This is a genomic window from Haemophilus sp. oral taxon 036 (genome assembly GCF_002998595.1).
Taxonomy (GTDB): Bacteria; Pseudomonadota; Gammaproteobacteria; order Enterobacterales; family Pasteurellaceae; genus Haemophilus; species Haemophilus haemolyticus_K.
On sequence record NZ_CP027235.1, the window covers coordinates 368,418 to 393,170 of the forward strand.

The window sequence follows — 24,753 nt, forward strand, 5'->3', positions numbered from 1 at the left end:
TTATGAAAACTAAAATTTTATTTTTTCTTTTTTTCTCAACGTTTAGCTTCTCTCTTTTGGCTGCCCCAATTACGATTGCGATTGACCCAGGTCATGGAGGAAAAGATCCCGGTGCAATCAGCCGAAACTTAGGCATTTATGAAAAAAATGTCACCCTTTCGATTGCAAAAGAGTTAAAAGCCTTACTCGATAAAGACCCAAATTTTCGTGGCGTATTAACGCGAAGCGGCGATTACTATATTTCCGTGCCTGAGCGTTCAGAAATCGCACGTAAATTTAAAGCGAATTATCTCATTTCCATTCACGCGGATTCATCTGAATCACCTGAACGTCGCGGTGCATCAGTCTGGGTGTTGTCAAACCGTCGAGCCAATGATGAAATGGGTCAATGGTTAGAAGACGATGAAAAACGCTCCGAATTACTCGGTGGCGCAGGAAAAGTGCTTTCACACAATAACGATAAATACCTAGATCAAACTGTGCTTGATTTACAATTTGGTCATAGCCAACGTACAGGTTATGAACTTGGCAAACATATCTTAAGTCATTTTTCAAAAGTGACGACCTTAAGCCGCAGCGTTCCTCAACACGCAAGCCTTGGCGTTTTACGTTCGCCCGATATTCCTTCCGTATTAGTGGAAACAGGTTTTCTATCAAATTCTGATGAAGAACAAAAACTTAACTCCCCAGCTTATCGCCGTCGTATCGCCTATATGATTTATGAGGGATTAGTGGTTTTCCGTGGCGGAAAAGCCAAATCTTTCATTAGTGATGATATTGTTCAGAATAGCAAACAAAGTGATACAAAAAATACTGAAAAAAATGACCGCACTTCCGATAAAAATACCAATGAGAACAGCGTAAAAGATAGTGGACTTCGCCACACCGTCAAAAATGGGGAAAGTTTAGGAAGCCTTGCGAATAAATATGATGTCAAAGTGGCGGACATTGTGGCGTTAAATAAATTAAAACGCGAAGCGCTTTGGATTGGTGAAACCATCAAAATTCCAGATAATGGAAAAACTCAAAAGGCACAAGATGAAAAAATAAATTCATCAAAAAATAAAGAAAGTGCGGTGAAAAAGGCAGAGAAAACGACTGAGAAAACCAATATTGTAAAAGTAGAAAAATCAGAAAATAGAACGGATAAAAATACATCCTCAAATAAAACGAAAAAAGAGGAAACCTCATCCACTAAAAAATCTGATGAGAAAAAAGAAATTCCGCTTTACCATGTCATTCAAAAAGATCAGACAATCTATGCTGTATCGCGAGAATACAATATTTCAGTCAACCAAATTTTAAAACTAAATCCAAAATTAAAAGATGGTAAAGCCCTGAGCGGACAAAAAATTAAATTAAGAGAAAAATAAATGCCAATTAAAATTCTTTCCCCACAACTTGCGAACCAAATTGCTGCTGGTGAAGTGGTAGAACGCCCTGCGTCTGTGGTGAAAGAATTAGTGGAAAATAGCCTTGATGCAGGTGCAAATAAAATCCAAATCGATATCGAAAATGGTGGGGCAAATTTAATCCGTATTCGTGACAACGGCTGTGGCATTCCAAAAGAAGAATTAAGCCTGGCTCTAGCCCGACATGCTACGAGTAAAATAGCCGATCTTGACGATCTAGAAGCCATTTTAAGTTTAGGTTTTCGTGGTGAAGCTTTGGCAAGTATCAGCTCTGTATCGCGCTTAACGCTCACCTCTCGCACAGCGGAGCAAACTGAAGCGTGGCAAGTTTATGCGCAAGGTCGTGATATGGAAACCACAATCAAACCCGCATCACATCCTGTTGGCACAACAGTTGAAGTCGCCAATCTTTTTTTCAACACGCCAGCCCGCCGAAAATTTTTGCGCACAGATAAAACGGAATTTTCTCACATTGATGAAGTCATTCGCCGCATTGCTTTAACAAAATTCAATACGGCATTTACATTAACGCATAATGGGAAAATCATCCGTCAATATCGTCCTGCTGAAGCGCTCAATCAGCAACTAAAACGTGTCGCCGCTATTTGCGGGGATGATTTTGTCAAAAATGCCTTACGAATTGATTGGAAACACGATGATTTACACTTATCGGGCTGGGTAGCCACACCAAATTTTAGCCGAACTCAAAATGATTTAAGTTATTGCTATATTAATGGCCGAATGGTTAGAGATAAAGTGATCAGTCATGCTATTCGACAAGCCTATGCACAACATTTACCAACGGATGCTTATCCTGCGTTTGTGTTGTTTATTGACTTAAACCCGCATGATGTGGATGTCAATGTTCATCCAACCAAACATGAAGTGCGCTTTCACCAACAACGCCTCATTCATGATTTTATTTACGAAGGCATCAGCCATGCGCTAAACAATCAAGAACAGCTTAATTGGCACACAGAGCCAAGTGCGGTAGAAAATCCCGAAGAAAATACGGTGCGTGAACCCCAACCGAATTATAGCATTCGTCCTAATCGTGCCGCAGCGGGGCAAAATATCTTTGCGCCACAATATCATGAAAAACCACAGAAAAATCAACCGCACTTATCTAACACAGCAGTGTTGCCAAATTATATAAGCACTGGTTATCGAGATTACCGTTCTGATGCACCAAGTAAAACTGAGCAACGTTTATATGGTGAATTGTTACGCACATTACCGCCTACAGAGCAAAAGGATATATCGAATACAGCACAACAAAATATTTCAGATACAGCTAAAATCATCTCAACTGAAATAATTGAGTGCTCATCACATCTGCGCGCCCTTTCACTTGTTGAGAATCGCGCGCTGTTATTAAAACAGAACCAAGATTTCTTTTTGCTTTCATTGGAAAAATTACAACGCTTGCAATGGCAATTGGCTTTACAACAAATACACATTGAACAACAACCTTTACTGATTCCAATCGTGTTTCGCTTAACTGAATCACAATTTCAAGCATGGCAACAATATTCAGATGACTTCAAAAAAATTGGCTTTGAATTTATTGAAAATCAAGCACAATTACGCTTAACCTTAAATAAAGTGCCAAGTGTATTACGCACACAAAATCTACAAAAATGCGTGATGGCAATGCTGACTAGAGATGAAAATTCATCACCATTTTTAACCGCACTTTGCTCACAATTAGAATGCAAAACCTTTAACGCTTTAGCAGATGCACTCAATTTATTGAGCGAGACGGAACGTTTACTCACGCAAACGAATCGCACGGCATTCACCCAGTTGCTAAAACCCGTTAACTGGCAGCCTTTATTAGACGAAATTTAGATTCTTCATGAAACCAACCGCAATTTTTTTAATGGGCCCAACAGCCTCAGGTAAAACAGATTTAGCCATTCAACTACGTAGCCAACTTCCAGTCGAAGTGATTAGTGTGGATTCAGCGCTCATTTATAAGGGAATGGATATTGGAACAGCGAAACCATCAAAAGAAGAACTTGAGCTTGCGCCTCATCGATTGATCGATATTTTAGATCCGTCAGAAAGCTATTCCGCAATGAATTTTCGCGCCGATGCGCTACGCGAAATGGCAAATATTACTGCACAAGGCAAAATTCCATTATTAGTGGGCGGCACGATGTTGTATTACAAAGCCTTAATCGAGGGGCTTTCTCCCTTGCCTTCTGCTGATGAAAATATTCGAGTTGAGCTTGAACAAAAAGCGGCTCAACAAGGTTGGGCAGCATTACATACAGAACTCGCCAAAATCGATCCTATTTCTGCCGCTCGAATTAATCCAAGTGATTCTCAACGAATCAATCGTGCTTTAGAAGTTTTTTACATCACAGGAAAATCACTCACAGAACTGACGGAAGAAAAAGGCGAAGCCTTGCCTTATGATTTTGTGCAATTTGCAATTGCGCCGCAAGATCGTCATATTTTGCATGACCGCATTGAACAACGCTTTCATAAAATGATTGAACTAGGCTTTCAAGCAGAAGTGGAAAAACTTTATGCGCGTAGCGATTTAAATATTAATCTACCGTCGATTCGCTGTGTGGGCTATCGTCAAATGTGGGAATATTTGCAACGCGATTACGATCACGAGGAAATGATTTTCCGTGGTATTTGTGCAACTCGACAACTTGCAAAACGCCAGCTCACTTGGCTACGCGGTTGGAAAACACCAATACAATGGCTGGATAGTTTACAACCTCAACAAGCGAAAGAAACTGTATTACGTCACTTAGATTCCTATCAAAAAGGTTAGAAAAAATGACCGCACTTTCTGCCCTCATTGAACAAAAATTACAATCTCTTGGCACAATTCTGTGCCAATCTTTTCCAGAACTATCCTCTGAAAAAATTCGCAACGCCATTCAACAAAATTTAAATCACCTTGAACTGCCTATTTATCAATTAGGCTATGCTATGGCAATGTCTGACTTTGTGGAAAAAGTCTTGCAAAAAGACCCGCACTTAGGGAAACAATGGTGGGAAAAATCGCCCTGTTTTGCAGATTGCTCTGCCTATACTGAACGTTTGAATAAAGAGTTAGCCAATGTTCATAACGAAACCGCACTCTATCAAACATTACGCCAATTCCGTAACATTGAAATGGCAAAATTAAGTTTTTGTCAAAGTTTGAATCTTGCCACTGTAGAAGAAATTTTTGTTCAGCTTTCACAACTTGCAGAAAGTTTAATTATCGCTGCTCGCGGTTGGCTTTATCATCAAGCCTGTGCGGAAATGGGTACGCCAATGGATGAACAAGGCAACCCGCAACAGCTTTATATTCTAGGCATGGGGAAATTAGGCGGCTTTGAACTCAATTTTTCCTCGGATATTGATTTAATTTTCACTTATCCATCACAAGGGGAAACTTGCATTGAGAATACGAATGCTCGACGTTCTGTGGATAATGGAAAATTTTTTACGCGTTTAGGGCAACGCCTTATTTCTGCCTTAGATGAATTTACTTCTGATGGTTTTGTATATCGAACCGATATGCGCTTGCGCCCATTTGGCGATAGTGGTGCGCTTATTCTCAGCTTTGCGGCAATAGAACAATATTATCAAGATCAAGGTCGAGATTGGGAACGCTATGCGATGATTAAAGGGCGAGTATTAGGCGCACAAACAAAGGATCCCAACGTATCCAAATTGCAAAAAATGTTACGCCCCTTTGTGTATCGTCGCTATATTGACTTTAGTGTGATTCAATCTTTACGCGAAATGAAAGGCAAAATTGAGCGAGAAGTACGTCGTCGTGGTTTGAAAGACAATATTAAACTAGGTGCAGGGGGGATTCGTGAAGTCGAATTTATCGTGCAAGTTTTTCAACTCATTCGAGGCGGGCGAGAAATCAATCTACAACAACATTCACTCTTAAAGATCTTGCCTGAAATTACCAAACTAGGATTAATTACTGAACAACAATTCCACGATTTACGTGAAAGTTATATTTTTTTACGCCGTGTAGAAAACATTCTACAAGCTATTAACGATCAACAAACTCAAACACTACCAACCGATGAAATAGATCAAATTCGTTTAGTCGAGGCATGTAAAACATTCACCTGTTTAAATGAAAATAATCAACCCATTGAAAAACATTATCCAATAGAAAATTGGGACGATTTTTACCGCACTTTGCAACTAAAACAAGAAAAAGTGCGGGCAGTATTTACTCAATTAATCGGTGATGAACAAGATGAGCCTTCACAAACTGATAGCCAATGGCAAGATTTTTTAGAATCAGATTTTGAGGATATTGAACAAACATTATTAGAGAGTGGTGTATCAGAAAATAATATTGATGACGTTTTAGAAAAGCTTGCTCAATTCAAAGACAGCCTAAATCACAGAGTGATTGGTTCACGTGGGCGTGATGTTTTGAGCCATTTAATGCCAATAGTACTTGCACTCATTTTTGAACAAGAAAATTACCGCACTTTGCTCCCCCGAATTCTGAACATTATTGAAAAAATTTCGAGTCGCACGACTTATTTAGAATTATTATTGGAAAATCCTCGTGCCCTTCAGCAAGTTATTGAACTTTGTGCACAGTCTCAACTTATTTCAGAACAACTTGCTCGCCACCCTATCTTATTAGATGAATTGCTTAATACAGAAGCGCTACGCCATCCATTGCCATTTACCCAATATCCAGCAGAGTTACATCAATATTTACTTCGTTTACCACCTGATGACGAAGAACAGCTTATTGATGCTTTACGTCAATTTAAACAAGCAACCCTATTAAAAGTCGCTGCGGCAGATATTTTAGGGGCATTACCGGTGATGAAGGTAAGCGATCATTTAACCTATCTTGCTGAAGCGATTATTGAAGTCGTTGTGAATCTAGCTTGGAAACAAGTTTCCTCTAGATTTGGCATACCTGAACATTTACAAAATGATGAAAAAGGATTTTTAGTGATTGGTTATGGAAAACTGGGGGGTATTGAACTCGGTTATAAATCCGATTTAGACCTCGTATTTTTGTACGATGCCGTAGAAAGCCAAACAACAGGTGGCAAAAAAGTGATTGATAGCAATCAATTTTACCTACGTTTGGCACAAAAGATAGTAAGTATTTTCAGCATAAATACTTCCGCTGGCGTACTTTATGAGGCAGATATGCGCCTACGCCCTTCTGGCGATGCTGGCCTAATTGGCTGCTCTCTTTCTGCATTTTCCCATTATCAATTAAATGAAGCTTGGACATGGGAAAAACAAGCGCTTGTGCGTGCTCGCCCTGTATTTGGTGAATCATCTCTTAAAGCTAAATTTGAGCATATCCGCCAACAAGTACTTTCTGCATCTCGAGATATTGAGCAATTAAAGCGAGATGTTGTGGAAATGCGAGAAAAAATGTTCACACATTTGTCCCATTCAAAAGATGGTGAATTTAATCTTAAAACAGATCGCGGCGGTATCACTGATATTGAATTTATCGCTCAATATTTAATGCTTGCCAATGCCCCACAAAACCCACAATTGACAAAATGGTCAGACAACGTACGTATTTTCGATGATATGGCAGAGGCTCAAATTATTAGCCAAACAGACTGCGACACATTAAAACAATATTATGTTGATTTACGCAATGCTATTCACCATTTAAATTTGATAGGTAAATCCTCTGTTGTAGATGAAACTGAATTTGTCAAAGAGCGGTCATTTATTCAAACATTTTGGGATAAGCTATTTAGTTCATAAAATAGTAATTAAATCCCATTTTAATGAACTAAATCTAGCATTTCCTGTGCATTGGCTAAGGCTAATTCGGTAATTTCACTTCCGCCCAAAAGTCTTGCCAAGGCTGGTACACGTTCAGCTTGTGAAAGTGCGGTCATTTGTGTTTCAGTTTTATTATCCACAGTAAATTTTTCTACATTGAACTGATGGTGGCCATGACAAGCAACCTGTGGCAAGTGGGTTACGCATAATACTTGGCAACGTTCACTTAATTGACGTAAAAGTTTTCCGACAACACTTGCTGTTTTTCCGCTAATACCCACATCCACTTCATCGAAAATTAACGTTGGAATAGCCGATTGATCAGAAGTTAAAACTTGAATGGCTAAAGAAATACGAGAAAGCTCACCACCAGAGGCAATTTTAGCTAACGGTTGAGGTTGTTGACTTAAATTACTACGCAAAGTAAAAATCACATTATCCGCACCGTTTGATCCCACTTTATCTAAATCCGTATTCAACTCTACATAAAATTCTGCATTTTCCATTGCAAGTTGTTTTATCGACTGCGTGACATCCTGCGCTAAGCGAGCTGCAGATTGCTGACGACTTGCAGTTAATGCTTTAGCCGTTGCTTGCATTTGTTCAAATGCGAGTTTTTCTTGCTCAATCAACATCTCTTCACTTTCAGAAAAATCTAAAAGTGCGGTTAATTCTGCTTTTAATTTTTTGTGATGTTCTACAAGATCTTCAGGTTTAACTTGATGTTTACGAGCAAGTTGTAAAGCCTGACTAATTCTTTGTTCGATTTCCTGTAAAAGTTGAGGATCTTGCTCGATATTACCCGATAAATTTCGCACTTCACTGGTTGCTTCTTGCACTTGAATCAACGCATCGTTCAACATACTTTGCACTTCAGCATATTGCGGATCAAGTTCAGCTAATTCATCAATATATTGTGTCGCACGATAAAGCAAGCTATCGATATTTACCGTATCATTTTCACTTAAAATTTGCAGGGCTGATTGAGAAAGTTGAGTTAACTGTTCACTGCTAGATAAACGACGTTGTTCATCTTCTAATTCCAAATATTCATTTGGTCGAAGATTAAATTCATCTAATTCATCCACTTGATACTGTAAAAGTTGTTTACGTGCTTCATTTTCTGCCACTTTTTGTTGAAAGGTTTTAACTTGATTTTGAAGATTTTTCCATGTCTGATAATCTTCACGCATTTTCACAAGTAATTCAGGATGAGCGGCAAAATTATCAACTAACTGAAGCTGATAGTCATTTTTTAACAATAATTGGGAAGCATGCTGCCCATTAATATGAACAAGATATTGACCAATTTCTTTTAATTGAGACGCGGATACAGGAGTACTATTAATAAAAGCTTTAGAACGTCCGTCGGCATTAATCACACGACGCAAAATACACTCAGAGGGATTATCTGGATCTTGCAATTCTTGCTCATTCAACCATTGATAAGCAGGATTCTGCGATTCTAGTTGGAAAGTTGCACAAATTTCTGCACGTTCCTGCCCTTCGCGTACCATTGAGGTTTCTACTCTTTGCCCGAAACATAAACCTAAAGCATCAATGGCGATAGATTTACCTGCCCCAGTTTCCCCAGTAATAACAGACATTCCTTTAGCCAATTCGATATCAAGCTGGCGAACAATCGCAAAATTATTAATAGTAAGTTGAGTAAGCATAGCAAAATCCTTTAACTGTATATCAATCATATTACAACTGATTTAATTTACAGTAAAGGATTTTTTTACAGTATTTTAATGATGCGTTTATACTATGCTTTTTTATAAAAATCAAAATGATTTCAACCAACCTAATTTGGTACTTAATACATTGTAATAATTATAATTTTTTAGATGAAGCAATCTAAGTTTATGCTCACTTTTTTGAATATGAACCACATCATCAGGCGTAAAAGGTAAGGCTATTTGACTATCACAGCCTACTTCCAATTGAGATGTATTATGCTCAGCAAAACGAATCGATATTTTGCTATCACCATCAATAACAAGAGGACGAGAAGTCAATGTATGTGGAAACATTGGCACTAGCGCAATGGCATTAAGGTTTGGGGTCAAAATAGGTCCACCAGCGGAAAGAGAATAAGCCGTAGAGCCTGTTGGAGTAGAAACAATCAATCCATCAGAACGTTGTGAAAATGCAAACTTATCATTGATATACACATGAAAATCGATCATATGCGCAATTTTAGCAGGGTGAATAACCGCCTCATTCACTGCATTACCTGTCGATACAATTTCACCTGCACGCTCAATTTTTGCTTCCAATAAAAAACGCTCCTCCACAAAGAATTCACCGCGTTCTAAACAAGCTTCAAGTTGAGCATAAGCATTTTTCGGGTCAATATCTGTTAAAAATCCCAAATTACCACGGTTGATACCAATCAATGGAATATCATATTTTGCTAATACGCGAGCACGGCCCAACATATTTCCATCCCCACCAATCACGATAACCAACTGTGCTTGGCAACCAATTTCATCAAGTGTTGCAAGATTTTCTGCAGGAAGCCCCAGTTTTTCAGCAACATCTTTTTCCATCATTACTTGATAGCCACGTTCCGTTAACCAGTGAAACAAATTTTTGTGCATTTGTAGGTTAATGTCATTTCTAGGTTTTCCTACAAGTCCAATGGTTTTAAAGGAACGATATAAATTATTCATAAAATAAACCGCACTTGAATTTAACATTTTCGTCATTATATAGTTTTTTGTTAGACTATAGCTAACGACTATTGCGAATTTTGTATTTACGGAGAAAAAAATGTCAGAACAAGAACAAAAAGTTGAAACCCCAGAAGTAGAAAAAGAAGAGGCGGTTGTGGAAGAAACACAACAAACAGAGCCTTCTCAAGAACTTGATCCTTTAGAAGAAGCAATTGCCCGAGTGCAAGAGCTTGAAGAGCAGCTCAAAACTCAAATAGAAGAAGCAGCAAACAAAGAACAGGATATTTTACTTCGCTCTCGTGCTGAAATTGAAAATCTTCGTCGTCGAACTGAACAAGACGTTGAAAAAGCCCATAAATTCGCATTGGAAAAATTCTCAAAAGACATTTTGAATACTATCGATAACCTAGAGCGTGCCCTTGCCACTCCAGCAAATAAAGAAGATGAAAGCGTAAAAGCCTTATTTGACGGCGTAGAACTGACCTTAAAAGAATTAGTTTCAACCGTTAGTCGTTTTGGCGTGGAAGCGGTGGGGGTTGTCGGTGAAACATTTAATCCTGACTTACATCAAGCCATTTCAATGCAACCTGCTGAAGGCTTTGAAACCAATCAAATTAGCGTTGTATTACAAAAAGGCTATACCTTAAATGGTCGAGTTATTCGCCCAGCGATGGTAATGGTGGCTGCATAAGCTATAAGATAAAAAGAGCGGTCGATTTTTCGGCCGTTTTTTATATCCATCAATAAAAATTATATGATTAATTTTATTATTCACCCTCTCCCTCTAGTTAAAAAATCAAAACTTTGATCTCGCTCACAAAATCAAAAAATATTTGAGAAAAGTTCTCAACAACTTAATTTGATATTTTTCTAATAAAATCAATCTTTAACAAAATTCTCTTACAATAAAATGCCTAAAAACACTACATATTGTGTGTTGATTATCTTTTTAGATCTATATATAGTGCACTCCGCATTTCAAAAACACTATATATTGGAGCTATATTATGAGTAACTTTGGGGTCATCAAGCGCGATGGTTCTCGTGCAGAGTTTGAGATTCAACGTATCATCAATGCCATTAAAAAAGCCGCAAGTGCGGTCAATATTTCCGATGAATTTTATTGCCACCAAATTGGGCAAGAAGTAGGGAATGAAATTTTCACCCATCATCACGGCGAGATTGATATTAATCAGATTCAAAAAATCGTTGAAGATAAATTGATGGCAAGTCGTTATCCCGAGGTTGCTCGTGCGTATATTGAATATCGTCATGATCGTGATTTAGCCCGCGAAAAACGTAGCCAGCTAACAAAAGAAATTGAAGGTTTGATTGAACAAAGCAACGTCGAATTACTTAACGAAAACGCCAATAAAGACGCGAAAGTGATTCCAACGCAACGGGATTTGCTAGCAGGAATTGTGGCAAAACATTATGCCAAACACCATATTCTTCCACGCGATGTGGTGGAGGCTCACGAAAAAGGTGAAATTCATTATCACGATTTAGATTACGCGCCGTTCTTCCCAATGTTTAACTGTATGTTAGTGGATTTAGAAGGGATGCTTTCTCGTGGTTTCAAAATGGGCAATGCGGAAATCGAACCCCCTAAATCTATCGGCACCGCAACGGCAGTGACAGCACAAATTATCGCCCAAGTCGCCAGCCATATTTACGGTGGCACAACTATTAACCGTATTGATGAAGTACTTTCCCCTTATGTGCAAATCAGTTACGAAAAACACCTCAAACATGCCCAAGAATGGAATGTGCCTGATGTTGAAGGTTACGCAAAAGCATTGATTGAAAAAGAATGTTTCGATGCCTTCCAATCTTTAGAATATGAAGTTAATACACTACATACTTCGAATGGACAAACACCATTTGTGACCTTTGGTTTTGGTTTAGGTACAAGCTGGCAATCCCGTTTAATTCAGCAAGCTATTTTGAAAAATCGGATTCGTGGACTCGGAAAAAATCATAAAACGCCAGTATTTCCAAAACTTGTTTTCACCATCAAAAAAGGCTTGAACCAAACTAAAGGCGATCCAAATTACGATATCAAACAACTCGCATTGGAATGTGCATCAAAACGTATGTATCCAGATATTCTCAATTACGATCAGGTTGTTAAAGTCACAGGCTCTTTTAAAGCCCCAATGGGATGCCGTAGCTTTTTAGGTGCATACGAAGAAGACGGACATGAAATTCACGATGGGCGTAATAATCTGGGTGTGGTGAGTTTGAATTTACCGCGTATTGCGTTGGAGTCTAAAAACGAAGAAGATTTCTACCGCACTTTAGATGAGCGTTTAGCTATTGCGAAAAAAGCATTAATGACGCGTATTGCCCGCCTTGAAAATACCAAAGCTCGCGTTGCTCCCATTCTCTACATAGAAGGCGCATGCGGAGTGCGGTTAAAAGCGGATGAAAATGTGGCACAAATTTTCAAAAATGGACGCGCCTCTATTTCGCTCGGCTATATCGGTATTCACGAAACCATTAATGCGCTATATAACAAAGGACATATTTTTGATGATGAACAATTACGCGAAAAAGGCATTTCGATTGTTCGTCACCTTAGCGAGGCAGTAAAACGCTGGCAAAAAGAAACAGGCTATGCCTTCAGTCTTTACTCCACGCCAAGCGAAAACTTATGCGACCGATTCTGCCGTCTAGACACCAAAAAATTTGGCGTGATTGAAGGCGTCACGGATAAAGGCTACTACACGAATAGTTACCACTTAGATGTAGAAAAGAAAGTGAATCCTTACGATAAACTGGATTTTGAAATGGCATATCCCCCACTCGCCAGCGGCGGTTTTATTTGCTACGGCGAATATCCAAATATTCAACACAACTTAAAAGCATTGGAAGATGTGTGGGATTATAGCTACGATCGCGTACCTTACTACGGCACAAACACACCGATTGACGAATGTTATGAATGTGGTTTCACTGGCGAATTTGAATGTACCAGTAAAGGTTTTGTTTGCCCGAAATGTGGCAATCATGATAGCACAAAAGTGTCTGTCACTCGCCGCGTATGTGGCTATCTAGGCAGCCCTGATGCTCGCCCCTTTAATGCGGGAAAACAGGAAGAAGTGAAAAGAAGAGTTAAACACCTTTGATTAACACTCTAGCAAAAGCACGCGTTTTTTAATGCGTGCTTTTTGTTTCTAGCTTTGGCATTCCCCAAAATCTCCGCTAAAATAACCGCACTTGTTCTTATCCTCAAGGAAAGCAATATGTCAGATATTCTCAATAACCTCATTCATCTTCTTAAACTTGAAAAAATTGATGATTTAATCTTTCGTGGAGAAAGCCAAGATTTAGGTTTTCGCCAAGTATTTGGCGGGCAAGTTGTGGCTCAAGCATTATCAGCAGCAATGCAGGTCGCGCCTGAAGATCGCATTTTACATTCTTGTCATGCCTATTTTCTTGCTCCGGGAGACAGCCAATATCCGATTATTTACGATGTGGAAACCTTGCGTGAAGGGCGTAACTTTTCTGCATTACGCGTGAAAGCCATTCAACATAAAAATACCATTTGTCATGTAACCGCTTCTTTCCAAGTGCCTGAAAAAGGTTTTGAACATCAAAATACGATGCCAAATGTTGGTACACCTGAAGACTTTACAGATGAAAATGTGATGCTACAAAATGTGGCTCAAACCTTGCCAGAACCACTCAATGAAAAATTTGCCGCAGAGCGTCCATTTGAGGTACACACCAAATATTTGAATAACCCATTTAATGGGACAAAATTGCCAGCCGAGCAATATTCTTGGTTTAAAACCAATGGTGAAACGCCGCTTGATATAAAAATTCAGCAATGTTTATTGGCTTATTTTTCCGATTTTCACTGTATTTTGACCGCACTTCATCCGCACGAAAAAGGCTTTTTACAAAAAGGAATGAAAGTGGCAACCATTGATCACAGTATTTGGTTCCATCGTCCATTTGATTTAAATCACTGGCATTTACACGCAATTGAAAGCAACAATGCCTTTGGAGGGCGAGGCTTAGCACGTGGGCAGATTTTCTCGCAAGATGGTCAATTAATCGCGACAACACAACAAGAAGGCTTGATCCGTTTTAACGAATAAGAGAGAAAAAATGACCGCACTTATTACACAATTTTGGCAACAAGTTGAAACCGCACTAAAAACAGCAAATCCACAAGAAAAATGCAGTTTAGTTAATGATCTCTACGATAATCTTCTGCCACAAATTCAGTTGATTAAATTAGAAGATTTTCCCGAAGTCGTACCGCAAGATAATATTGCCGCTTTTCCTGAAAAACCGCTCTTAGTTGCACCGAAAGATGTGCCAAAACGTTCTTTTGCCACAGAAGAAGGCTATGCAGCTACATTGCACGCTATCGCACATATTGAGTTTAATGCAATCAATTTAGGCCTAGATGCCGCTTGGCGATTCGGACGTAATGCACAAGAAGAACTTAGTGAAGGTTTGGCTTTTATAAAAGATTGGCTGCGTGTCGCTCGTGAAGAAAGTACACACTTTTCCTTAGTCAATGAACATTTGAAAACATTGGGTTATCAATATGGTGATTTTGAAGCCCATGCTGGATTATGGGAAATGGCGCAAGCCACCGCGCACGATATTTGGGAACGAATGGCGTTAGTTCCTCGTGTATTAGAAGCAAGAGGCCTCGATGCAACACCGGTTCTGCAAGAGAAAATCGCACAACGTAAAGATTTTGCCGCAGTGAACATTTTGGATATTATTTTGCGCGATGAAATTGGCCATGTGTATATTGGCAATCATTGGTATCACGCACTTTCTAAAAAACGTGGTTTGGATGCGATGAAGTGCTTTACTGAGCTGTTACACAAATACCGTATTGTAATTTTTAAAGGTGTCATTAATACCGATGCTCGTATTCAAGCGGGTTTCACGCAGCATGAGTTGGATTGGATTTATGAAGTGGAACAAACATTAAAATCTTACATCAAAAAATAAATATCTTGATGTCTTAGACTTTTTTCGTTTGTGATATTTCTTATTTTCTCATAATGATCTTCAAACTGGAAAACGGAACGCTCAACACAGTCATCATAAAATAACTAAAACAAAGAACCACTCAAATTAAAATGATAGGTGATATAAAAAAGCCATACAATTTGTAACTGTATGGCTTTATAGAACATAAAATTAAATGTGTTGATTAATAAAATTTGCCAATTGTATTTTTGGTAATGCTCCAACTTGAGTAGCAACAACTTGACCATTTTTGATCAATAATAATGTTGGGATACTACGAACACCAAATTGTGCTGGCGTTGTTTGGTTATCATCCACATTCATTTTTACAATTTTTACTTTACCTGCAAATTCAGGAGCAAGCTCATCTAAAACAGGTGCAATCATTTTACAAGGACCACACCACGGTGCCCAAAAATCTAATAATACAGGGATATCTGAATTCACAACGATACTTTCAAAATCAGCATCATTAATATGTAATACTTCGCTCATTTTTATTTCCTTATTTTATGAATAATGTTCAAAACAAGAACATTTTTGATTTACTAGTGAAATGAAGAATAACACTGTTTTAACAAATGTAAACTTATTGTTTTAATTGTCAAAAACTAAATAGCAAGTAAAATCTCACTTCATCCTCATTATTTCAAATTAGAAAATGCCTGTAATAAATCAGCCTTAATATCTTCTACATCTTCAATACCGACTGAAAAACGCAGCAAGGTATTCGTAATTCCACGGGCTACACGCTCAGATTCTGGAATATCCATATGAGTTTGAGTGGCAGGATAAGTAATAAAACTTTCTGTGCCTCCTAGACTTTCTGCAAAAGTAATCAATTTGATGGATTTTAAGAATGTATTAACCCAAGCTTCATCTTGCAAACAGAAAGACAACATCCCACCCTTATTTGGATAAAGCACAGATTCCACTTGTGGTTGAGCTTTTAAAAACTCCGCAATAGCTTGGGCATTTTCTTGATGACGTTTCATGCGCAAAGAAAGGGTTTTCATACCACGAATAGTCAGCCAAGAATCAAAAGGTGAAAGCACCGCACCTGCACCATTTTGAATATAAGCAATGCGATCACAAAGTTCTTGCCCTTTCGCAACAATCAAACCAACAAGTGCATCATTATGACCAGCAATATATTTAGTCCCGCTGTGAATCACCACATCTGCGCCTAAATCCAATGGACGAGAAAGCACTGGTGTTAAAAACGTATTGTCCACGATCAACATCAAGTTATGTTTTTTCGCAAGTTTTGCAATTTCAACCACATCACATTCTTCCATTAAAGGATTTGATGGAGTTTCAATAAAAATCGCTTTCGTATTTGGATTAATTGCCGCCTCAATTTCAGAAGTAGATGCTGTATTGACATAAACAGGCTTTACACTATTGTTATTTTTATAAGAGAAATCTAATAGTCGATAAGTACCACCATACACATCGCTAGAAACGATCCATTCATCTGGAGCAGTGAAAAGCGTCATCAAAACTTGAATTGCAGCCATACCAGAAGAAAAAGCAAAACCACGATCTCCATTTTCTAATTTAGCTATCGTTTCTTCTAATACTGTACGAGTTGGGTTTTTAGTCCGCGTATAGTCAAACCCTGTACTCTCACCAATTCCATGATGCCCATAAGCCGTAGAAAGAAAAATTGGCGCAGAAACTGAACCAGTTCTCTTATCACTTCGATTACCAGCTTGCGCTAATAAGGTATCAATTGCATATTGTTGTATCATAACATCCTCTAAAAACAATAAAAATTCACCGCACTTTCATGCTATAAAATATGCTGAACATTTTGGCATAAAGGGGAAAGTGATAAAAGCAGAAATTATGTAATTGAATAAATTTCTATTTATTCATCATTTTGTGAGAATTATTTAAACAAAATGAATCTTTTTTAAACGGTTAAAAAAAATTTTTTACTCTATGATTGACAGCTTTTTAAATTTCCGTAAAATGCGCACCACTAACAGCGAATGCGGGAATAGCTCAGTTGGTAGAGCACGACCTTGCCAAGGTCGGGGTCGCGAGTTCGAGCCTCGTTTCCCGCTCCAATTCGTGGCGTGTTAGCAAAGCGGTTATGCACTGGATTGCAAATCCATGTAGCTCGGTTCGACTCCGGGACACGCCTCCATAATACGCAAATGTTAGTTGTCTATATGCCCGAGTGGTGGAATCGGTAGACACAAGGGATTTAAAATCCCTCGCCTTTCGAGGCGTGCCAGTTCAAGTCTGGCTTCGGGCACCATTTAAACACCAATCCAAAGATTTTAAAATTTACTTTAAAATCATCTAATTGGGTCGTTAGCTCAGTCGGTAGAGCAGCGGACTTTTAATCCGTTGGTCGAAGGTTCGAATCCTTCACGACCCACCAATATTAAAAACTTACAACGCTTAAAATTTTATCTTGCGATTAAACAAAAAATACTAAATATATTATTCATATTCTATTTAAAATGAAAAAAATAACTGCACTTAGTTTCCTAATATGCAGTTATCTTCGTATTAGCCAGAGAAATTAACGTACCTGACCTAATGGAATCTCAGCATCTGGTTCATTTGTAATGCGATTACGTAAATCACGACGAATCACTTCAATAGTCCAGAACCAGAAAATATGTCCCACTAATTCTGAAATATGTTCATATAATGGCCACTCTGCAACTGGCGGTGTTAAACCTAATGCAGGAAAAGTAATATAGTGAACACAAATATTGGCAATAATACCAGCTCCGATACCCTGCCAAAATTTAATTTTAGGGAAGCGTTCTGCAACTATACAATAACCAATAGCAAATACTAAAGAGAAAATAATATGCGTGACACCAATCCAGTTAAATGCATGATCCGCAAATGTAAATGCAGCTTGAGTAGGGTCAATACCAATGTAATCACGTAAAAAAACATGTGGTGGATTTAGAAATGCACGTGAGCATACAGAAAGAATCTGGTCTTGACTTAAACCTGTCACATCCACTTTACAAGCTGCGGCAAAGAAATCAATTGGGCTGCGTGGTGGAAATGGATGCTCAGCTCCCCATTTTACAAATGCAGAAATAATTCCTGCGATGATGCCTACAAAAATAGCTACGCCATAACGACGACGATTTGCAGGGCTTTGAGTAAAAATACCTGACATATTTTGCTCCGAAATTAAGAAAAAATAACCGCACTTGCTATACAAAACTCAGTCATAACCAAAATGCGACACAAATTTTGTTTTAATAACAAAATCTAGGTAGAAATGTTAAAGAATTTAAAAGATTAGTCAGGTGCCAACTATAAACAATAAATAATTTCACTTATAATGACTAAAAATGTTCATTGAGAAGTACTATGTTAGAAATGTTGAGAAATTGGTATATACGCCGATTAAGCGATCCTCAAACAATGGGGTTACTTGCTATTTTATTGTTTGGCTTCCTCGCTATTTATTTTTTTGGAAATCTAATCGCACCGCTGCTTATTGCTATCGTATTAGCCTATTTACTCGAAATGCCAATTCGTTTCTTAAACTTACGTTTACGCTTTCCAAGGATCATGGCCACTATCCTTGTCTTTGGTAGCTTTATCAGTATCGCTACCATATTCTTTTTAATTCTTGTACCAATGCTTTGGAATCAAAGTATTTCCTTATTAAGCGATTTACCTGCGATGTTTAATAAACTCAATGAATGGTTACTTAATCTACCAGAGCATTATCCAGAACTCATTGATTATTCTATGGTAGATTCCATTTTTAATTCCGTACGAGAAAAAATTCTTGGTTTTGGTGAATCAGTGGTGAAACTGTCTTTAACATCAATTATGAACTTAGTTTCTCTCGGTATTTATGCTTTCTTAGTACCACTAATGATGTTCTTCATGTTAAAAGATAAAAAAGAACTTTTACAAGGGGTGAGCCGCTTTCTGCCAAGAAATCGTCATTTAGCTTTCAAGGTTTGGATAGAAATGCAACAACAAATTTCTAATTATATTCATGGTAAATTATTAGAAATTTTGATTGTAACTCTAATTACTTATATTATTTTTCTTATTTTTGGCTTGAATTATCCACTTCTCTTAGCATTTGCTGTAGGGCTTTCAGTGTTAGTGCCTTATATCGGAGCTGTGATTGTCACCATTCCTGTTGCCTTGGTCGCATTATTCCAATTTGGTGTAAGCCCAACATTTTGGTATATCATCGTTGCTTTTGCCATAAGTCAACTTTTAGATGGCAATTTACTTGTTCCTTATTTATTCTCTGAGGCAGTAAACTTACATCCATTAGCGATCATTATTTCAGTATTAATTTTCGGTGGATTGTGGGGGTTCTGGGGCGTATTTTTTGCCATTCCACTAGCAACTTTAGTGAAAGCAGTTCTAAATGCTTTACCTGAAGATTAATATGAAATATTCAGATAAAGGAATAATTTAAAACAGCTTATTTCATTACTACGCGTTTTTAATTACCCTCTAGGATGAAATCTTTCATGCAATCGTTTCAATCGCTCTTTTGCCACATGAGTATAAATCTGTGTTGTGGATAAATCTGTATGCCCTAGCAACATTTGCACCACGCGTAAATCCGCACCATGATTCACTAAATGGGTGGCAAAAGCATGCCGAAGAACGTGAGGGGAAAGTGCACCAGCATCAATATCCGCGAGAATGGCATAATGTTTTACACGATGCCAGAAAGTTTGACGAGTCATTTGCTGTGCACGCTGACTTGGAAAAACAACATCAGAACTCTGCCCATTTAATAGAACAGGGCGACCATAAAGCATAAATTGACGAACCCAATAAGCAGCTTCTTCTCCCATTGGAACAATACGTTCCTTGTTCCCTTTACCAATCACTCGTACCACGCCTTGTTGCACACTCATGTTTTCAATCGTAAGAGAAACTAACTCCGTGACACGAAGCCCCGTCGCATAAAGCAATTCTAACATTGCTTTATCACGCAATTCCAAAGGCACTTCAACATCTGGCGTATTGAGCAAATCTGACACTTGTTGCTCAGTTAAATATTTTGGTAGGCGACTGGGTAATTTAGGCAAACTTAGCACCGCACTTGGATCATCCACTCGGTATTTTTCTCGATATAAATATTGGAAAAGTTTACGCATTGCACTTAACATTCGCGCTGTGCTCGTGGCTTTGTAACCTTTCTCCAAACGTTCACCGAGAAAACCTTGCAAATCAACAACATCTAAAGTTTCCAAAGACAAGTCGTTTTTATCCAACCAATTACAAAGTGCGGTTAAATCCAAACGATAAGATTGAACGGTATTTTCTGAAAGCCCTTTTTCAATCCAATATTCGTTAAGAAACAAATCAATGAGCGCAAGATTTTTCATATTACTTTTCTACAAGGAAAGCGATGCGTCCTATTTATGCTGAACAATCAAAAAGGCATTTAATTTGCGTGGAATCACAAAAAATGCTGCCGCCGCAATAATACTCATCAATACAAATGTCATCGCTGGAGAAGTTGGATAAATCGTGCCAGCAATCGCGGTGAAAATGGCAATGAGCACCCCATTCGATAAGCCATTATACAAACCTTGCAACTTCGCAATATGACTTTGCGGTTGCGTGGTGATATAGCGAACAATCGCATAATGGCAACCGGCATAAGTCAAACTATGCATAAGTTGCAATAAGAATATCAACCAAAAATCTTCAATATATCCCATTACAGCCCAGCGTCCGATGCACGCAAGCGCAGAAATATAAAGCAGCACACTGATAGAAATATTTTGAAATAAGCGACGAGAGAAGAAAAATAATACGATTTCTGCCAATACCCCAATTCCCCAAAGTAAGCTCGTTTGAGAAACAGAGATCCCAATACTTGTCCAATAAATTGTGCTATAAACATAATAAGCCGCATGAGAGCCTTGAATCAGCCCTACTGCAATCATGATTCGTAATGTAATAGGATTTTTCAGTAAAGCAATAAAACCAATATTATTTTGAGCACCATCTTCAGGTATTTCATCTTTTGGGGGAATAGTCGGTTTTAAAAGCTGAATGATGGTATAGAAAGATAAAAGTGCGGTTAAAATCCACACGATATTTTGCTCGCCGACCCAGCCAATCATGCCGCCGAACACCACTACGCCAAGGATAAAGGCAGAAGAGCCAATCAAACGCACTTTGCCGTAATCTAAGCCGATTTGTCGTTGCCAAGTGGATGCCAACGAATCCCCAATCGGCATTCCCGCTGAATTCACAGAGGCATACAAACCGATAGCAATAAATAACAGCCAAAAATTATGTGCAACTAAACTCATAGCCGCCATAATAATGGCCGATGCTAACGCCAATAGACGTAAGGAACTAATAATATGATTGGCTTTTTTAATTAGCGATGAAAAAAATAATCCGCCCGCAAATCGGAAAATATAAGCACTCCCTATCACCAAACCAATCATTTCTTCACCATATTGTTGTGATTTCAACCATGCGGGGAAGAACGGCAAAAACACGCCATAAGCGCAGTAGTAACCTAGAAAGCTCAATGCGAGCCAATAAAAAGGACGAACTTGCATCAGAATAAAGTTTCCATTTCTTGTGAACGAGACAAACAAGCTTGCATGGCTTGCTCTATTGTTTGATTAAAATGTTGTGCATCAAATACTGCTAACGCCGCCGCAGTGGTGCCACCTTTCGAGGTGACATTTTCACGCAAAGTTGAAAGTGCAATTTGCGGATTTTCTGTCACCATTTTTGCTGCACCAAGCATGGATTGCTGCACTAATTCACGCGCAGTTTTCTCATCAATATTCATTTTGATTAAGGCTTGCTGCATCGCTTCCAGAATTAAAAAGAAATAGGCGGGGCTACTTCCTGACGCGGCAGTTACTGCGTGCATTTGAGTTTCATCCTCCACCCAAACCGTTCTTCCCACTGCGCCCAATAAATCTTGTGCAAAAGTGCGGTAATTTTCACTCGTATTTTTCGGTGCAAATAAACCCGCCATACCTTCCCCCACCAATGCGGGCGTATTTGGCATAACACGCACCACTGCTTTTACGCTTGGAATTAATACATTCAAACGTTCAGTTGAAATACCCGCTGCAATGGAAATTAATAATTTATCGGAAAAATCCACCGCACTTAGTGGCGAACAAACTTCAGCCATCACTTGAGGTTTTACCGCAAGCAACACAACCTCAGCTTTGATTACACTTTCCACATTATTTTCTGAAGTTGCCACGCCAAGATTGGCAAAAAATGCTCTTTTTTCCTCATTCGGATCATTCACAATAATTTGCTCGGCAGGATAACCTTGTTTCAATAAGCCAAGAATAATCGCCTGTGCCATATTACCGCCTCCAATAAAGGCAATTAATTTGTGTTGCATCGTTTTTCCTACTTTTATGGGCTATAATGCTGCACATTCTACCCTATATTGAAGGAAGTGTTACGATGTGGTTCAAAAATTTAATGACTTATAGGCTGACGAAACCGCTAGATTGGGAGCTTGCACAGCTACAAACTCAACTGGAAGATTGTCAATTCCATCCTTGCTGTGCTCAAGATCAAAGTAAATTTGGCTGGTCAGCCCCATTACGAGGAAGTGATTTACTCTATTTTTCTGTAGGAAAGCAAATTCTATTAGTGGCGAAAAAAGAAGAAAAAATCTTGCCGGCAAATGTGGTCAAACGTGAATTAGATGAACGCATTGAAAGCCTTGAACAAAAAGAAAATCGCAAACTTAAAAAGGTAGAAAAACAAACATTAAAAGATGATGTCGTGATGAATTTATTACCTCGTGCGTTTAGTAAAAATCAGCATACGGCGCTATGGATTGATACGGAAAATAATCTTGTTCATGTTGATGCAGCATCGAGTAAACGCGCGGAAGATGCGCTCGCATTACTGCGTAAATCCTTAGGATCGCTCCCTGTTGTGCCTTTAGCCTTTGCTAATGAACCCAGCACGATTTTAACAAATTGGATCCTTCAAGATAGTTTACCGCATTGGTTAATTGCATTAGAAGAAGCCGAGCTTCGCGGCAGTCAGGAAGACAGCGTTATCCGTTGCAAAAAACAACCTTTAGAAAATGAAGAAATTCTCGCACTTCTGCAAGATGGCAAAAAAGTAGTAAGTAAATTAGCCTTAGAATGGGAAGACACCTTAACTTTCGTTTTTAACGAGGATTGCACCCTCAAACGTTTAAAATTTGCAGATAGTGTACGCGAAAAAAATGATGATATTCTGAAAGAAGATTTTGCACAGCGTTTCGACGCAGATTTTGTACTGATGACAGGTATTTTAGCCAAACTCACCGAAAATTTATTAGATGAATTTGGCGGAGAAAAAACTAGATTATAAAGATATGCGGCTAAAAAATGCCACAATTTTATTTTTTAATGTTAGTAAATAACTTTCCTATAAAAATGCTCACTACAAGCATCACGAATGCTGGCACTAACCATGCCATTCCCTCTGATGAAAGAGGAAAATCTTTCAATAATATGTTAATGCTTTCAGGTAACATTTTCACATTATTTAAACTATCACATAAGCTAAAGCATAGCGTGACAATTAAAGAACTATAGTAAGTCAATTTGATTGATGGTAATTTATCACGTAAAAATTGCAAAAACACTAATACAATCGCTATAGGATAGATCAATAATAGAGCTGGAATCGTAATACGAAGCAAATCAGTTAAGCCATATTGAGAAACAGTGATTGTCATTGCGGTAAAAATTGCTACCCAAAACGGATAAGAAAAACGTACTGAAAATTTTGCAAAATAATCAGCTGCAGCACTCGTTACACCAACAAGAGTAGTTAAACTTGCTAGTACGATAATTCCCGCCATAATCCAAGTACCTGCGGAACCAAACAATGCACTCACATAACGTGAGAAAACTTGTCCACCATTTGTTACACCTTCAGCAACCGAGGCACTTGTTGCACCAAGGTAAAAGAGTGAAAAGTATAATCCAGCAAGCAAAATGACTGAAACAAAACCTGCTGAAATGGTATATTTCACAATATCTTTTGTATGAACCACATTTTTTGCGGCAAGTGCACGTGAGACAATTCCTCCAAATGCAATGGCAGCAAGCACATCCATAGTTTGATAACCACTTGTTAAACCGATGAATAAAGCCTGACCTGACTCATAAGCTTTTGTGGGAGCCTGAATCTCGGATAATGGAGAAATAAAAACTGTTACCGCTACCACAACTAATAACACCAATAATGCAGGCGTCATAAATTTACCTACACTTGAAATAATCGTGTTTGGACGAATCATAAATCCCATCGAGATTAAGTTAAAAACAAGAGAAAAAACAAATCTAACTGTTGAATTATCCTCCATCAATCCTAAAGGTAACCATGCCATTTCATAAGCAACATTTGTAATTCGCGGCATGGCAAAGGTAGAACCAATTGTTAAATATAAAATAACAAGAAAAGCAGTCCCTGCCCATTTAGGTAAATCTTTCGTTAATTCTTCACCTCGCCCTAAAATAGAAACAACAACCAATGTAATAAAAGGCATAAAAACACCAGTTAATACAAACCCAAAAGAAGCACTGGCCCAATTGTACCCGGCAGTAAAACCTTCCATTGGTGGAAAAATAATATTCCCAGCTCCTAAAAATAAAGCGAAGATCATCATCCCCAAAACAATAATATCTTTACGTGAAAACATAATTTCTAACCCTAAAATAAAAAGGCGTGCATTCTACAATAATTTATTACAATGCACATAAAATCCCTATTTAATAATACGAAAAATGAGATATTCATCACAATATAATTCATGTTATCAGCAATTCATACAAAATGCTGGCAAAATCTTTCTCTCGTTCCCCATTTCATATAAAAATATGCTAGTATGCACCCTTTGT

General features: G+C 38.3%; 19 protein-coding genes and 4 tRNA genes. 14 read left to right on the forward strand and 9 right to left on the reverse strand.

From position 1 onward, the window contains the following. The first annotated feature begins 2 nt into the window (after positions 1-2). Genes C3V42_RS01765 through glnE form a run of 4 tightly spaced genes read left to right on the forward strand, consistent with a single transcriptional unit; the run spans position 3 to position 7,157 of the window. Entirely contained in the window at positions 3-1,373 is a 1,371-nt protein-coding gene (locus tag C3V42_RS01765) for an N-acetylmuramoyl-L-alanine amidase (protein WP_106013429.1), read from the forward strand. Continuing rightward, complete coding sequence (mutL, locus tag C3V42_RS01770; RefSeq protein WP_106013430.1) at positions 1,374-3,263, forward strand: DNA mismatch repair endonuclease MutL; 1,890 nt, start codon at positions 1,374-1,376, stop codon at positions 3,261-3,263. A 7-nt stretch (positions 3,264-3,270) separates the two neighbouring features. Beyond that, positions 3,271-4,206: a tRNA (adenosine(37)-N6)-dimethylallyltransferase MiaA gene (miaA, locus tag C3V42_RS01775; RefSeq protein ID WP_106013431.1), complete on the forward strand. Its 936-nt coding sequence runs from the start codon at positions 3,271-3,273 to the stop codon at positions 4,204-4,206. Between the two features lie 5 nt (positions 4,207-4,211). Next, positions 4,212-7,157 (forward strand): bifunctional [glutamate--ammonia ligase]-adenylyl-L-tyrosine phosphorylase/[glutamate--ammonia-ligase] adenylyltransferase, encoded by a 2,946-nt coding sequence (glnE, locus tag C3V42_RS01780; RefSeq protein WP_106013432.1) that lies wholly within the window; start codon positions 4,212-4,214, stop codon positions 7,155-7,157. A 20-nt stretch (positions 7,158-7,177) separates the two neighbouring features. On the opposite strand, the gene recN is transcribed toward glnE, so the two are convergent. Together recN and C3V42_RS01790 are read right to left on the reverse strand one after the other, a co-directional pair. After that, positions 7,178-8,854, reverse strand: coding sequence for a DNA repair protein RecN (recN, locus tag C3V42_RS01785; protein WP_106013433.1), 1,677 nt, complete (start codon positions 8,852-8,854; stop codon positions 7,178-7,180). 111 nt (positions 8,855-8,965) lie between these two features. Continuing rightward, positions 8,966-9,856 (reverse strand): NAD(+) kinase, encoded by an 891-nt coding sequence (locus C3V42_RS01790; protein WP_032825633.1) that lies wholly within the window; start codon positions 9,854-9,856, stop codon positions 8,966-8,968. Positions 9,857-9,956: 100 nt separating this feature from the next. Here C3V42_RS01790 and grpE point away from each other — a divergent pair, with 100 nt between their 5' ends. The 4 genes from grpE (at position 9,957) to C3V42_RS01810 (ending at position 14,845) form a co-directional block, all read left to right on the forward strand. Further along, on the forward strand, positions 9,957-10,550 hold the full coding sequence (gene grpE / locus C3V42_RS01795; RefSeq protein ID WP_106013434.1) for a nucleotide exchange factor GrpE: 594 nt from the start codon (positions 9,957-9,959) through the stop codon (positions 10,548-10,550). A gap of 316 nt (positions 10,551-10,866) precedes the next feature. Continuing rightward, positions 10,867-12,990 (forward strand): anaerobic ribonucleoside-triphosphate reductase, encoded by a 2,124-nt coding sequence (gene nrdD / locus C3V42_RS01800; RefSeq protein WP_106013435.1) that lies wholly within the window; start codon positions 10,867-10,869, stop codon positions 12,988-12,990. A gap of 117 nt (positions 12,991-13,107) precedes the next feature. Beyond that, positions 13,108-13,968, forward strand: a complete 861-nt coding sequence (tesB, locus tag C3V42_RS01805; protein WP_106013436.1) for an acyl-CoA thioesterase II — start codon at positions 13,108-13,110, stop codon at positions 13,966-13,968. Positions 13,969-13,978: 10 nt separating this feature from the next. Next, complete coding sequence (locus C3V42_RS01810; RefSeq protein WP_106013437.1) at positions 13,979-14,845, forward strand: ferritin-like domain-containing protein; 867 nt, start codon at positions 13,979-13,981, stop codon at positions 14,843-14,845. A 192-nt stretch (positions 14,846-15,037) separates the two neighbouring features. Here the strand turns inward: C3V42_RS01810 and trxA are convergent, their stop codons facing one another. Both trxA and C3V42_RS01820 read right to left on the reverse strand, forming a co-directional pair. After that, positions 15,038-15,361 (reverse strand): thioredoxin, encoded by a 324-nt coding sequence (trxA, locus tag C3V42_RS01815; protein ID WP_106013438.1) that lies wholly within the window; start codon positions 15,359-15,361, stop codon positions 15,038-15,040. Between the two features lie 149 nt (positions 15,362-15,510). Beyond that, positions 15,511-16,620, reverse strand: a complete 1,110-nt coding sequence (locus tag C3V42_RS01820) for a methionine biosynthesis PLP-dependent protein (RefSeq protein WP_106013439.1) — start codon at positions 16,618-16,620, stop codon at positions 15,511-15,513. A gap of 245 nt (positions 16,621-16,865) precedes the next feature. Here C3V42_RS01820 and C3V42_RS01825 point away from each other — a divergent pair. The 4 genes from C3V42_RS01825 (at position 16,866) to C3V42_RS01840 (ending at position 17,261) form a co-directional block, all read left to right on the forward strand. Then, positions 16,866-16,941: transfer RNA gene (locus tag C3V42_RS01825), tRNA-Gly, on the forward strand. Between the two features lie 6 nt (positions 16,942-16,947). After that, a tRNA-Cys gene (locus tag C3V42_RS01830) sits at positions 16,948-17,021 on the forward strand. A 27-nt stretch (positions 17,022-17,048) separates the two neighbouring features. Beyond that, positions 17,049-17,135 (forward strand) — tRNA-Leu (locus C3V42_RS01835). 50 nt (positions 17,136-17,185) lie between these two features. After that, positions 17,186-17,261: transfer RNA gene (locus C3V42_RS01840), tRNA-Lys, on the forward strand. A 144-nt stretch (positions 17,262-17,405) separates the two neighbouring features. Here the strand turns inward: C3V42_RS01840 and C3V42_RS01845 are convergent. Continuing rightward, positions 17,406-18,026 (reverse strand): DUF1440 domain-containing protein, encoded by a 621-nt coding sequence (locus tag C3V42_RS01845; protein ID WP_106013440.1) that lies wholly within the window; start codon positions 18,024-18,026, stop codon positions 17,406-17,408. Between the two features lie 197 nt (positions 18,027-18,223). On the opposite strand from C3V42_RS01845, the gene C3V42_RS01850 reads away from it, so the two are divergent. Further along, a complete protein-coding gene (locus C3V42_RS01850) occupies positions 18,224-19,273 on the forward strand; it encodes an AI-2E family transporter (protein WP_106013441.1) in 1,050 nt (349 codons plus the stop codon). Positions 19,274-19,335: 62 nt separating this feature from the next. Here the strand turns inward: C3V42_RS01850 and xerD are convergent, their stop codons facing one another. The 3 genes from xerD to proC are packed head-to-tail and all read right to left on the reverse strand — an operon-like array spanning position 19,336 to position 22,241. After that, complete coding sequence (xerD, locus tag C3V42_RS01855; RefSeq protein WP_106013442.1) at positions 19,336-20,229, reverse strand: site-specific tyrosine recombinase XerD; 894 nt, start codon at positions 20,227-20,229, stop codon at positions 19,336-19,338. 30 nt (positions 20,230-20,259) lie between these two features. Next, positions 20,260-21,426: a 3-phenylpropionate MFS transporter gene (locus C3V42_RS01860; RefSeq protein WP_106013443.1), complete on the reverse strand. Its 1,167-nt coding sequence runs from the start codon at positions 21,424-21,426 to the stop codon at positions 20,260-20,262. After that, entirely contained in the window at positions 21,426-22,241 is an 816-nt protein-coding gene (gene proC, locus C3V42_RS01865) for a pyrroline-5-carboxylate reductase (RefSeq protein WP_106013444.1), read from the reverse strand. Before proC ends, C3V42_RS01860 begins: the two co-directional genes overlap by 1 nt. Positions 22,242-22,306: 65 nt before the next feature. On the opposite strand from proC, the gene rdgC reads away from it, so the two are divergent. Beyond that, on the forward strand, positions 22,307-23,215 hold the full coding sequence (rdgC, locus tag C3V42_RS01870; protein WP_106013445.1) for a recombination-associated protein RdgC: 909 nt from the start codon (positions 22,307-22,309) through the stop codon (positions 23,213-23,215). 28 nt (positions 23,216-23,243) lie between these two features. On the opposite strand, the gene brnQ is transcribed toward rdgC, so the two are convergent. Next, positions 23,244-24,554, reverse strand: coding sequence for a branched-chain amino acid transport system II carrier protein (gene brnQ / locus C3V42_RS01875; protein ID WP_106013446.1), 1,311 nt, complete (start codon positions 24,552-24,554; stop codon positions 23,244-23,246). Between the last annotated feature and the right edge of the window lie 199 nt (positions 24,555-24,753).